This window comes from Robinsoniella sp. (assembly GCF_034124845.1).
The window spans coordinates 16,016-29,890 of record NZ_JAWYAJ010000306.1; the positions used below are offsets into that span (position 1 = coordinate 16,016).

Consider the following 13,875-nt stretch of genomic DNA (forward strand, 5'->3'; position numbering starts at 1 on the left):
AAATTAGTATATAATTTATCCTGTGGGTAACAGGAAAAGGTTTCTGTAATAATAAGTATCAGGAGGATAAAAGTTATGAGGAACAAGAGGCATCTGGCGGCGAGAATAATCAGCTTTACATTATCTCTATGTCTGGTATGCTCCAGTGCAGAAGGTATTTTCTCATCTGCGGTTGTGCATGCGGCAGAACTGCAGGAGAATGGATCTGAGGTAATGGAGACACCCATAGAAACAGAGGTTGTAAAGGAAACAGAGGTGCAGAGTGAGACAACGGATATAGAGGAGCATGAATCAACAAGTGAAACAGAAGGCATCCCATCGGAAGGGGCTGCAACCGAGGCAGCAGAGACCGAGAGTGAATTGCAGGAGAAGAATGCTGCTAATGCGGCAGAAGAAGGAGTTAGTGCGGATGAAGCATTTGCCAGCCTGTTGAATGAGATGTATGCAGCCATACCGGCAGGGCAGGAAAAAGTCTCATATGGTAATAACTATCAGTCCAATCAGCCGGAACCATTTACATATAAAGCTGGTAAAGGTACAGCGACGGTAGATAATGGACTGACTATGAAAATTGAGTCACTTACAGGCAACGAGTTTGCAGCTACCTGGGATAATACACCGTATCTTACCTCTGGTGTTATTTCAACTGTTTTTAAATATCAGTCGGAGGGAGAAAGAATCGGCTTTTTATTCAAGGCAAATGATGATTCAAACGGTATTTCTGTAAGATATGATGTGAAAGGAAGCTGGGTGATTCAGGCTCAAAATGCAGGTGGTTCGTGGAAAAGCTTTTCAGGACCGGTTTTAGCCGAAAACACAGATTACAGACTTCGGATAGGATTCTATGGAGATAAGGTAATCATTGCGGTAGATGATGCGGTTATCTTTAATGAAGCTATTCCGGATGTATTGACCGATGAACTGGCTAACCAAAGAGGTCAGGTAGGTATCTTTAAATGGTATAGCGCACCTGCAACTATATCTATCAGCGACTTCAAGGTGGAAGGTGTAGGTACAAAGGACAAGCCATCCAATGTTGTGGAATATGTTCAGGATTATGAAGATCCGGAATATACACCAAACTGGAGTAACAATGCTGCATCAATCGAGACAACAGATACCGGAAACAGGGTATTGAAGATTGCAGCTGGTAAAGGAAGAGTGGTAGATCTGGATTCCCCGGATATCAAAGAGGGAACATTATCTCTTCGTTACAAAGCAGTTGCACCTGCTAACAGCACACCGAAGCAGTTTGGATTCCGTTTTGGTGCTAAGGATAATAAGTTCCGTGAGTTAAACTGGGATGGAGGACAATGGGTTGTAGAAAATCAGTCAGGTTATCCTAGTATTGAAATGCAAAAACCAGTTAACGGTACCTGGAATGACTTAATCATCAACTTCCAGGAAGGTGTAATCACTGTTTATTTAAATAAAGAGCCGGTAGGAACCTTTACACTGGATGTATTAAAAAATGGTGTAGCGGGTCAGTTCGGTATCCGTACCTGGGGAAATACTGCCGTATTAATCGATGATGTTACCTACACAAATAAAATTATTGAGCCGGAAGCTATCGTGAAATATGAAAATGATTTCCAGGATGGTATCACCGGAAACTGGAGCCAGGGCTCACCTGCAATTGTAAAGGAAGGATCCAATAAGGTTCTGAGTTTAACAAATGTCAGCGGCATGGCTGAATTAAGAGATGCCGTAGAATTATCACAGGGAACCTTTGGGGTAAAAGTAAAGACAGAAAATGCGGACCTTGGTCTTAAGATCGGCACTGGAATTGTGCAGTACAATGAAAATAAATGGGAGTTTGTCTTAGGCGATCAGACGTATCCATTAACAGGCGAAGCAGAATCACCAAAGTTAAAGTCCTGGAACGATCTGGCGGTTTCATTTACCGGAGACAAAGTAACACTCAGCATCAATGGAAAAAAATCTGCGGCTGACATTCCGGCAGGGGTTTCTATTGGAATGGGGTATCCCGGAATAGCAGGGACCGGTAAGATTTATGTGGATGATCTGCTTTATACGGAAAAGTTCGAGGATATCTCAACAGCTCCTCTGGATAAAGTATATTATGAAGAGTACTATGATACAATTGCAGCGGTTAACTGGGAAGACCTGGAAACACCTCAGATTAATAATGGATATCTGGAAGGTGCAGTTGCAGGAAAAGCAGCGGCTGTTAACAGCGATATCAGAATGCCGGAACATGGCGTATTCCAGGTGAAAATGCAGGCAGACCAGCTGGCTGGCGGAATTCAGATCGGAAATGTAAAAGTTTATAATACCTCCGCTTCCGAATGGGTTTTGGATAATGGATCAAAGGTCACAACGATTGGAAGCAGCAAAGCAATTGCAGCTAATACAGATTATATTCTCAGAGTGGAAATAGTAAAAGGAAATCTGACCTTAAAGGTGAATAACCAGACGGTTGGAACTGTAAAAGAAGTTCCTTATGATAAGACACAGGGCGGATTTGGTATCTACAATCCAAATGCCGGGAAAATGAATGTAAAAATCGATGCAATGGGTGCAGAGGAACTCAGTGTATATGAAGAAACCTTTGGGGAATTATATACTCCTAACTGGGAGTCCAGTAAACCTCTTGATGGCAGCAATAATGCAATACATAATACTGAAGCAGGTACTCTGACCATAAAAGTACCGGGTGTCACCAGATTCTTAAATAAAGATTCAATTCCGATGAAAGACGTGCATACCACATTTGATTTCACACCAAGCGTTGGAGATGATATGCAGGGCGGACGTTATGGTTTCGTCTTCCGCGACACAGACTTTACCGGAGGGTTGTCGGTAGAGGTTGATATCAATGGAAACTGGCGTGTAAATGTAGATGACAGTACCAAGGGATTTGGCAAGACATTTTCCTTAAAAGCAGGTGAAACTTATAAGGTAGCAATCGACCTGATTGGGAACACCGTACAGTTGAAATTTACCGATAAAGATGGGTTAGTAACAGATATGGGTTCCGTTACCATGGAATCTATGACAAGTACTCCCGGACTCTTTGGTATAAAGTCCTGGTATGGAAGCAAAGAACTGACATTTGATAACTTTGAAATGATTGAGGAAGCTTCCCTTCCGTTATTTACTGCAAATGAGAAAACGGTTGAGATTCAAAAAGACGGACTGACAGCTGTGATTGATGAGTCATTCCCACGTATTCTCTCCTATAAGCTGAATGACAAGACCATGCGAGGTCAGGAAGATCAGCTGGGAACCGTAGTTCTCAACGGAGAAAAAGTATCACCGGCTGTTACCGGAACAAAGAAAGATGACAGTACCTTCGAATACGTAATGGATTTTGCAGATAAAGGTGTAACCATAAAGGCAACACTTTCTGTAGCAGAAAATCATGTGGTAGAATTTAAAGTCACAGATATTGCAGAAAACGGCAGCGTTAAAGTAAAAACATTTTCACTGGGAGAAAATACCTGGGCTTATGCAGATGACAAGATGGAAGGCGCCTCCTATGCCTGGACAAAATCAAATGGACAATGGCATGGCGTATCCGAAGAATTAGCGGATGATATGTCACAAATGGAAAAGAGCGGTGCAGAAGGTACCACCATGGCAATGATTAGTGGAAATGGTCTGGCTGCTTCCATTGAAAACAATGTAATGTCCGGCGGAAATAAAGTGGTAATGGAGAAATCCGTAAAGTCCCTGGTGAAAAAAGCGCAGATCCGAAATGGAGAATGGACTTACCGTTACAGCGACACCACCGATAAAGAAGAATTGCCCTGGGCAAAAATTGTGATTACAGAAGATGCAAATGCAGACGAGAATGTTGACTGGCAGGATGCAGCAGTAGCACATCGGAAATACATCCTGGAAGAAGCGTTTGGCGCCAAAGACATGGCAAACAATATGATGTATATTGCATTTAACTTTGCCAGCCAGGCAAATGATCCATTCCTCAATTCCTTAGATACAGGTAAGGTATTGTATAATTACATGGATGGATTTGGTCAGATGGTACTTCACAAAGGGTACCAGGCAGAAGGCCATGATGATGATATTCCTTCCTACTCGAATGTCGGTGTAAGACAGGGTGGAGTGGAAGACTTCAAAACCCTTATCGACAAAGGCGATAAATATAACATGAGCATCGGTGTACATCTCAATGCTACCGAATATCATCTGGATGCAAATGAATTATATTATAATAACTTAAGCGGAGCTACAGCAGCCGGATATCAAAGCGACAGACTTGCAAAAGGCTGGGACTGGATTGATACTGCATACTATGTAGACCAGACGAAAGATGTTGTAACAGGACAGCTTCAGGAACGGTTCAAAGACCTTTATGATTTAACAAAAGTAGGAGATAAAGGACTGGATTTCTACTATATTGATGTATATACAGGAAATGATTATAATGCTTACAAATTAGTAGATTATATCAATGACCTTGGGGTTAAAGTAGGTACGGAGTTCTCAGGACCGATTGAGCCTGGTGTTACCTTTACCCATTGGGGTACCGACCTTGGATATCCGAATAAAGGAAACAAGAGCGTTCTTTACAGAATGGTTAAAAATGATTTGGACATCTTTGTTGGAAACGCCTTATTCAAAGGACAGAAAATCCCGGTTGTAACTACCTGGGGAGATTCTAAGACCGATGTACAGCAGGGTGTAACCGTATTCTACAACGAAGTACTTCCTACAAAATTCATGCAGCATTTTGGTGTATTAAAATCAGAAACAGACCAAATTACGTTTGAAGGAAATGTTACCTCCAAAAGAAATAAAGAAACAAAGATGGTGGAATTACGTCAGGACGGAAAATTAATCTCATCCTGGGCTGATACCGGAACCACAACAGATGAAGGCGAACGCCATGCAGGAGAGGCAACTTCCCTGATTCCATGGAGCTGGGATATCAAAACAGGCGACAAGTTAGATATTAACGGAGGCGCAAAACTGTATCATTGGAATACAACAGGCAATCCCACAACCTGGGAACTGACAGATGAATTTAAGAAAGTTGCTTCCTTTGATTTATATGAGACCACACAACAGGGAAAAGTAAAAATTAGCACAATCTCGAATAATGGTGGCACAATCACCATCGACAGCGAGAAAAATACACCATATGTATTATATCCTTCTACAAGCACTCAGGTACTGGAAGCAGCAGGAGACTGGGGCGAAGGAAGCCCTGCAAAAGATTTTGCATTCAATGCAGAAAAATTTGCAGACGAAGGCGGCGTATGGGAAAAAACCGGGGATGCATCCATTGAGATCGTACCGGGTAAAGAAAACTATGATATCTCAAAAGAAATGAGCGAAAACCGTTGGGACCGCTATGCGCAGTTTAAGAGCGAGGGTGGAACACTCACCCAGGAAATGACAGGTCTGAAGCCGGGTCAGGACTACACCGTAGGTGTCTGGACAGAAACTCAGAACGGACGTAAATCTTCTATTGAAGTGACCATTGGAGGTAAGCCTTATACAAACTTTGTTACCGGAAAAGACGGTGTACACCGTTCTTCCTTCAAGTATGTGGGAACCAGATGGCAGAGAATGGATGTTGAGTTTACCGTTCCGGAAGGGGTAACCACAGCACAGATTAAGCTGACCGCAGAAAAAGGCGATGGAGTGGTTAAATTTGACGACGTAAAAGTATGGCAGCATACAACAAAAGAAGATGATGTAAACAATTCAGATTATGTGCTCTATGAAGACTTTGAAAACACCTATGAAGGCTGGGGACCGTTAGAATATGGCGGCGGATCCAGAAAAATTCATATCGCATCCGACAGAAGCAATGCAAATGACAATAACGTAATTGTAAAACCGGGTGAAGACGAAGTAGGACCTGTAATGACCTGGGTTTTAGATGGAGAAAACTCCTTAAAACTCAACGAAAATGAAGTGGGCAGATATGTGGTTACCAATGAAAGCGGTTTAAAACTCCAGCCGAATACTTCTTATGATTTAACCTTTGATTATACATTAGAAGATGGCTGCGATTATGTAGTCTATGTGAAACCGGTTAGCCAGGGAGCAGATGGTAAACTGGCATTCAAAGACCATGATAATGCTACAGAGGTAAAACTGGACCATACCCCGACCACCGGAGATAAGAATACAAAGTCAACATTTAAAGGAACTTTTACAACGGGAGATGCTGAGGATTATCAGATTTACTTCTATGAAAAAGCAATTTTAAAACCTACAGATTCCAATCCAACATCTGCATATGCATTGATCTTAGATAATATCGGTGTGAAATATAGCACAGATATAAAAGACCAGTTACAGCAGTTGTATGATGCAAACAAGGACTTAAAGGAAGCAGATTACACAGCACAATCCTGGAAAGTATTTAAAGAAGCACTGGATGCAGCAAAAGAAGCATTAGACAGTCAGGACACAACAGCTGCAGAGATGAAAGAAGCTTATGATGCTTTGGAAAAAGCAGCAGCAGATCTGATAAAAGGTGCCCTGGATGAATTGATTAAACAGGCAGAAGCTAAGAATCCGGTTGAGTACACGGCAATCAGCTACGCAAGACTGGCATCAGCGCTGGAAAATGCCAAGAAGGTAGACCGTAAGGACCAGGAAGCAGTAGATGCTGCAACAAAGAACCTGAATGATGCAATCAACGGACTTGTTAAAATTGTAGAAGCTCAGAACGCATTAACAGAAGCAAAGAAAGTAGTACAGGGCAATTATACAAAAGATTCCTATACAACTTTACAAAATGCAATCAAAGAAGTTGAGAACTTAATTGCCAACAGTGCTGACCTGACACAGGCGAAACTGGACGCAGCCGTTGTCAGAATGACAGCTGCACAGAAATCACTTGTAAAAGTAGTACAAAAGAATGTAGTTGATAGTCTCAGAACCATTTACAATACTTATAACGGGAAAGATGCTGCTTATACATCCAACAGTTTCGCCGCTATGAAGCAGGTTCTGGCAAGAATCGAAACAGTTCTGGCAGATACTTCTAATGTATCTGAAAAAGAAGGTTCAGACTTACTTGCACAGGCAAAAGCGGCAGAAAGCCAGCTGGTAAAACGCGCAGATAAGACAAAGTTAAACAGTGCTTATCAAAGTGCAAAGGCAATTTCATTCAGCAAGTACACAGACAAAACAGTGAAAGCCGTAAAAGATCTGTTCTCACAGATTGATGCAGTAATGGCAAATGTAAATGCGGACCAGAAAACAGTAGATGCACTCTATAACAAACTGAATCAGGCAGTAAAAGGTTTAGTAAAAAAGACTGTTTCTTCAATTAAGCTAAATGTGAAGAAAAAAACGCTTGGAGAAAAAGAGAAATTTAAGTTAACTGTGAACCTGAAGCCATCCGGTGTCAGCGCAGGCACCCTTAAATGGAAAAGCAGCAAAAAGAAGATTGTAACTGTTGATAAAAAAGGCAGGATCACGGCGAAGAAGCCAGGTACCGCAACCATAACAGTAACAACACCAAACAATAAAAGTGCAAGCTGTACCATTACCGTAAAGAAAAAGCCAAAAAGTGTTAAACTGGCAGCGAAATCAGACAGATTAAAAGTAAAGAAAACCATGAAACTGAAGACGACCCTTTCAAAGGGAAGTGCAGGTAAAGTAACCTACACCTCCAGTAAACCTAAAATTGCTACAGTAAGTGCAAGCGGAAAAGTAACGGCACTGAAAAAAGGTAAAGTAAAGATTACGGTTAAAACTTATAATAACAAAAGTGATAGTATTTGGCTTAAGATTGTAAAGTAGTACAGCGGTAAAAATAAAGATTTATATCGTAAAATAACATGGTTAGTAAAATAAAGCTTTGTATCGTAAAATAACATAGTAGTAAAAATAAAGCTTTGTATCGTAAAATAACATGGTAGTAAAATCAAATCTTTGTATCGTAAAATAACAACATGGTAGTAAAATTAAAGTTTTGGAATGTTAAATTGTATGATAGTGATATAAGCCAAACATTTTAAAATGGACTCATTCAAAAAAAGGAGGCAGCTGTTTTCGGTTAAGTATAACCGGAACAGCTGCTTCCTTTTTTACTATCATTTTTTAGAAAATTAAACGTTATTTCAATTTGCAATTTTCCAAATTTTATAGTATCCTAGAAATATAAATCACTCAAGATGAAAATATACTAATAAAGAAATTAATACACAACATATAATATGAAAATACATTGATTTCCCCATTTTTTTGAATTTGTAATTCAATGACTTCCTGATTCTAATCGTCTATGATGAAATAGAAAACAATTATACGCATAAATGAGGAGGTAAACTATGGGGATTCATATTTCACTGGATGTAGTTCCGGAAAAAATTGCAAAAGAGGAATGGGAGAAAGTATACAAAGAGAGTCTGGTTCTGATACGTAACTATCCTTTTTTAAATCGTGTTAATGCGAAGAAATACGGACAGGTTTTTTCCTTTTATGTAAAAACCCGGGAAGTTACAAATCAATATGGACATTCGGGCTGGTTTACCAGTGGTGACCTGGTGAGTAAAAAGAGGGGAGAGTCCTTTCATTTTCCTAAAGAGCTGAAGTATTATGGGGAAGGATTCCGGGATCAGCTGGACCAGGATGTGTTCTGGTCAATTTTATCTGACAGGAGATGCATAGAGGATGATGACAAAAGGATTCCGGATATTAAAAAACTATGGGGAGGAAAAACACAGGGAGAGCCATATCATCTGTATTTATTGGCTGTAGGCTGTCTGGTAGAAGCAAGACTGCCCGGGGCGGCTGTTGTATATGGCGATATATCACTGGGACAGTGTAAACGCGCCATCCGCTGGGCGAACCAGTATCTGGAGATACCCATTGAGTTAACAGACAGAGCCTGTATGATTCAGCTTTATAAGCGGGTTCTAAAAATGAACCTGGATGACGTGGAGCGATTGGAAGCATTTCTTTGTCTCACAATGGAAAAGAAAGATGAAAAGATGGGAGATTTTATCCGGGAACATTTTGATGAAGATACCATAAAAACATATTTTCAGAAGGCTTTTGGAGGGTTCACCCCTGACCAGGTTGGGTTTATTCATGAAATGAAAAAATATTTCGCGCTGGGTTTTGAACTGGAAATGTTCTGTATGCTGGTTAAAGAAAAGCATAAGTGGAGAAAGGTTTTAACGGCTGAAAGTATTATCCGCCGTGTTGTGAAGTCGAAGTTATATATGAAGGAGAAGAATACCTATGACTATACGGAGCATATACAGGACAGGCCCGACAGTGAAGAGATTGAGACAATTAAAGACCAGATGTCAAAGGTATTTGCCTTAATGTCGGGAGCGGTAAATGAAAATGTAAGCGCATACCTTTCCTATGATGATATGATGTCCGTTCTGGAAAAAAGCTTTAGGGAAGAGTGTGATGTGAAGAAGATTGTAGAGCAGTTTCGAAAAGAAAATGAAGAAGAACAGGAAAGTTTTCAGAGTTTGTTTTACGACAATGATGAGATCATGCTTAAGATGGGGAAAATGCTGGAAGAGGAAGAAAAGGAAAAAGAGGTTTACCAAATTGCGGATTTTGATGATCTTATGCAGTATGAAGAAGGAGATAGTCTGGAACCCCAACTGGAGAAGTGCGTGAAAAAACTGATTGAATTTATGAAAAAAATCAGCATAGAAGAATATGAAAAAAGGTTTTTACCTCTCAATGTTAGGGAACGGTGCAGGATGTTAATATCCAACAATGAGCAGTTTTTGTTAAGTAAAAGATCCTGGAACCAGATTTTCAATCATATTCTGGATGATGAGTATATGAAGAAATACTACCCGTTTTTTAGAGTGAAAGCGGTCAATGATGAGAGTTATCAGATTTATTATGCTTTGATATCCAATGAGGAACTGCTTAATCATTATTATGAATAACTCAGATCAGATGGATTAGCAAGCGCATCCATCTGGTTACTGCTTACGGGAGTTAAAAACCCCGCTGCAGGCAACGGGGTTTTAACCATCGCGGCAGTGGCCAAATGGACGCACCAGCGTGTCCGTTTGGCTCGTTGCCCGCGGGAATAAAGATAGGTCACCATAAATGAAAGAAAGGGGGATAAAGTGGTAATATATCCGGTTATAGACATGCCGAAGACAGGAGAAAACATAAAATGTTTATGCGAAGAGAAAAATATATCGGTAAAGGAATTGCAGGAGTATATGGGATTTGCCTGCCCACAGACCATTTACCGTTGGTTTTGTGGACTGGCACTTCCAAATGTGGATAATTTGTTAGCATTGAGCATACTTCTGGGGATAACGATGAATGAAATACTGGTGGAAAGAAATTACGAGGAAGTGGAGCAAAGTATAAAGAATAGGGATGACCTTACAGACATCTTATATAGAAGGGTAATTAAATATATGTTTAGCCTCTGCCGTGATTGCGGTGATGCTGGTCAATGAGGGGAGATGTAATAAGGAATTAGTGTATTTCCCTATAGAATTATCATAAATCCTATGCTAAAATTAAAATGTGGGTTTGCTATAAATGTAAATTGGAGGATAGTATGGGTAAAAGTGAAAAGGTAAAGCAGTTATGTGCAGATAATGGAATCAGGATGATTGATTTTAAAATGACAGATCTGGATGGCAGATGGCGCCATATCACGATTCCGGCAGAGAGGTTTGATGAGAATATATTTGAATATGGAATTGGCTTTGACGGGTCAAATTATGGGTATGCCCCCATTGAAAAAAGTGATATGGTTTTCATACCGGATCCGGCAACTGCAGTAGTGGATCCATTTGTTGCCATTCCTACATTATCAATGACAGGCGATGTGTGTGTAATCGGTAAAGATGAGAATACTCCATTTGATCAATATCCCCGCAATGTCAGCCTTCGTGCGATGGAGTATATGAGGCAGACAGGGATAGCAGACAAGATGATTATTGGTCCCGAATTTGAATTTCACATTTTTGATGATGTGCGGTTTGCCGTATCTCCGGAAAAATCCTTTTATGCGGTGGATACCAGGCAGGCGCAGTGGAATACCGGCATTGATGACGGATTTAACAATGGTTATCAGGTCCAGGGAAAGGGCGGCTACCATATAGCAGCTCCCAATGATATTAATTATAACCTTCGAAGTAAAATGTGTATGATTCTGGAAGACTGGGGAGTGAAAGTGAAGTACCACCATCATGAGGTTGGCGGATCCGGTCAGATGGAAATAGAAGTGGAACTGGGAGAAATGGTGGATATGGCGGACAAAACCATGATTACAAAATACGTGGTTAAGAATGCGGCAGTTTCAGAAGGAAAGACGGTAACTTTTATGCCAAAACCCGTTTACCAGGAAGCTGGGAATGGAATGCATGTACATATGCTGCTGCAAAAGGACGGTGCACCGGTCTTCTATGATGAAGAAGGATATTCCGGTCTCAGTAAAACAGCCCATTATTTTATAGGCGGTCTGCTAAAACATGCAGCTTCTCTCTGTGCCTGGACGAATCCCTCTACCAACTCCTTTAAACGCCTGGTACCCGGATATGAAGCGCCTGTTACAATCGGTTATGCCACTTCCAACAGAAGTGCGGTAGTGCGCATACCGGCATATGCAAAGTCACCGGAGACAAAGCGTTTTGAACTTCGCTGTCCGGATGCTGCGGCGAATCCGTATTATGCTTATGCTGCTATTTTAATGGCAGGACTGGATGGAGTTAAGAATCAGATTGATCCATCGGAAAATGGCTGGGGTCCCTATGATTTTAATCTGTACGACCTGGATCAGGAACAGCAGGCAAAAATACAGTCTTTGCCTAAAAATCTGGATGAAGCACTTGATGCACTGGAAGAGGATCATGAGTATCTGACAAAATCAGGGGTATTTCCGGAGCGTCTGATTGAAATCTGGATACAGCGGAAAAGATTGGAAAGTAAAGATATCAGCCAGATTCCCCACCCAGCAGAATTCCAGAGATACTACGATTTATAAAAATGTACAGCAATCAAGAAATGAACAGAGATTTATAAAACGTATAGAGATCATAAAAAACAGAGATCATAAATAAACAGAGATTTATATAAACGAACAGAAGAAGATAAGGATATGATGCGAAGTCCTTATCTTCTTCTGCATTAAAACTGGTATGTTTCTAATTTTTTACAAATTCTGTGGCAGAGTTACGATGAAGGTTGCTCCGCCTCCCGGTGTATCTTCCACCGCAATTTTCCCTTTGTGTAACTTTACTATTTCTTTCGCAATACACAGGCCCAATCCAAAATGAGCCTTGTCCTTATGAGCCTTATCAACCCTATAAAAGCGGTCGAATATAGACTTTTTGGATTCATCCGGAACGCCTGGACCGTTGTCGGCAACGTAGAGCTGAATGCGGGAGGATTCCGTCTTTAATCCAAGTCTTATCTTTCCGCCTTTTGGTGTATAGCTCATAGCATTGTCAATAAGTATGGAAAGCACCTGGGCAACCCGTTCACCATCACAGGGATAGGTAGGCGGAATGTCTTCCGGAAGATCCACATCAAGGGTTAGACCTTTATCCCGGGCAATCCGTTCATATTTTTCATAGGTCTGCAAGAGCAGCGTATCCAATTCGATATCAGAGGGGTGGATGCTCCAGGTTCTGTTATCTGCATTTGCAAGAGTCAGCATATCATCAATCAGGCGGGACATTCGCTGGCCTTCCGATTGGATGGAATCAGCAAACTGTTCGGACTGCTTTTTGTCTGCTACTTTCATGGCAGATAAACTGGTTAAAATTACGGTTAAGGGGGAACGGAGTTCATGGGAGGCGGCGGCAATGAACTGCACCTGGCGTTCCCGGCTCTCCTTGATCGGCTGGATCATTCGTTTGGTAAAATGCCAGGAAAAAATGGTGAGCAGTCCAACTGCCAGCAGGTCCAGCAATCCAAAGAGAGCTCTTTGAACCATAATATCATGTTCCAGGCTGTCCAGTGGATATAAAACCGTAACATTCAGGTAACCATTATCTTTTGGAATCAAAGCTACAGAGGCATAATACTTCTGACCGTTACTTCCTTTCATCTTAAATTCTACATGGCGGGAGAGAATGTTTGCAGGGCTGATTCCAGCATCATTAAAATCATGGTCAGATCTGGCTTTTTCTTCTGCTTCGCCAAAAATTCGGGATATCTCCTCATCGTTATTCAACTGCTGAGAGAAGAGGGGGGTGTCATTATCCAGAATACTTAACTTAATATGATAATTTGCCTCCATCTGAAGGATCCATTGATGTGAGATCGTAGACTGGCTTTCAAAATGTGCCAGCATCGTATTCAGATTATCCAGAAAAGAGGTATAACTCCGGTCATTCATACCGTTTTCTACTATATAAAGACAAAGTGTGGTCATAGTTACCAGAATTAAACCTGTTATCAGAGTACAAAAAAAAGTCAGCTGCAGGTGTAATTTTTTAAACATTTGTTTCCTCCAGGCAATACCCTACGCCGCGGACTGTTTTCAGCTTGAGGCTGCTTCCAACTCCCTTTAGACGCCTTCTTAGAAAATGTATGTAGTTGTCAAGGTTTCCTTCCTCCACATCTGCATCCGGTCCCCAGACCTTAGTCAAAATGGTAAGCCTTGGAAGCGTCTGCCCCGGATTACGAAGAAATAATTCCAGCAGATCCCCTTCTCGTTTGGAAAGAGAACAGGAAGAATCGGTTTTTACCAGCTTTTTCAATGAGGCATCATACGAAATATCCCCAAAGTTCAGCAGATCGCTGCCTTCCCATTTTTGAGGCCGCCGTACAATGCAGCGGATTCTTGCCATCAGTTCCCCAAAAGCAAATGGTTTTACAATATAATCATCAGCTCCGCAATCTAATCCTTCAATTTTATCATCCAATTCACCTAGGGCTGTTACCAGGATTACCGGCGTGGATATATGT

Annotated in this window: 6 protein-coding genes; 4 read left to right on the forward strand and 2 right to left on the reverse strand. The window is 41.2% G+C overall.

Annotated elements, in window-relative coordinates; translation table 11 throughout:
• Positions 1-75: 75 nt before the first annotated feature.
• From ACH2DQ_RS15485 to glnA, 4 genes are all read left to right on the forward strand, one after another.
• Positions 76-7,755 carry an endo-alpha-N-acetylgalactosaminidase family protein gene (locus ACH2DQ_RS15485; protein WP_394911011.1) on the forward strand — a complete coding sequence of 2,560 codons (7,680 nt, stop codon included), beginning with the start codon at positions 76-78 and terminating at the stop codon, positions 7,753-7,755.
• Between the two features lie 530 nt (positions 7,756-8,285).
• On the forward strand, positions 8,286-9,878 hold the full coding sequence (locus ACH2DQ_RS15490; RefSeq protein ID WP_394911012.1) for a hypothetical protein: 1,593 nt from the start codon (positions 8,286-8,288) through the stop codon (positions 9,876-9,878).
• A 186-nt stretch (positions 9,879-10,064) separates the two neighbouring features.
• Positions 10,065-10,409, forward strand: coding sequence for a helix-turn-helix domain-containing protein (locus ACH2DQ_RS15495; RefSeq protein ID WP_394911013.1), 345 nt, complete (start codon positions 10,065-10,067; stop codon positions 10,407-10,409).
• A 104-nt stretch (positions 10,410-10,513) separates the two neighbouring features.
• Entirely contained in the window at positions 10,514-11,944 is a 1,431-nt protein-coding gene (gene glnA, locus ACH2DQ_RS15500) for a type I glutamate--ammonia ligase (RefSeq protein ID WP_394911014.1), read from the forward strand.
• 168 nt (positions 11,945-12,112) lie between these two features.
• On the opposite strand, the gene ACH2DQ_RS15505 is transcribed toward glnA, so the two are convergent.
• Positions 12,113-13,408, reverse strand: a complete 1,296-nt coding sequence (locus ACH2DQ_RS15505; RefSeq protein WP_394911015.1) for a sensor histidine kinase — start codon at positions 13,406-13,408, stop codon at positions 12,113-12,115.
• Positions 13,401-13,875 (reverse strand): winged helix-turn-helix domain-containing protein (locus tag ACH2DQ_RS15510; protein WP_395027340.1); only part of this gene is annotated, 475 nt, incomplete at its 5' end. The genes ACH2DQ_RS15505 and ACH2DQ_RS15510, both read right to left, overlap by 8 nt.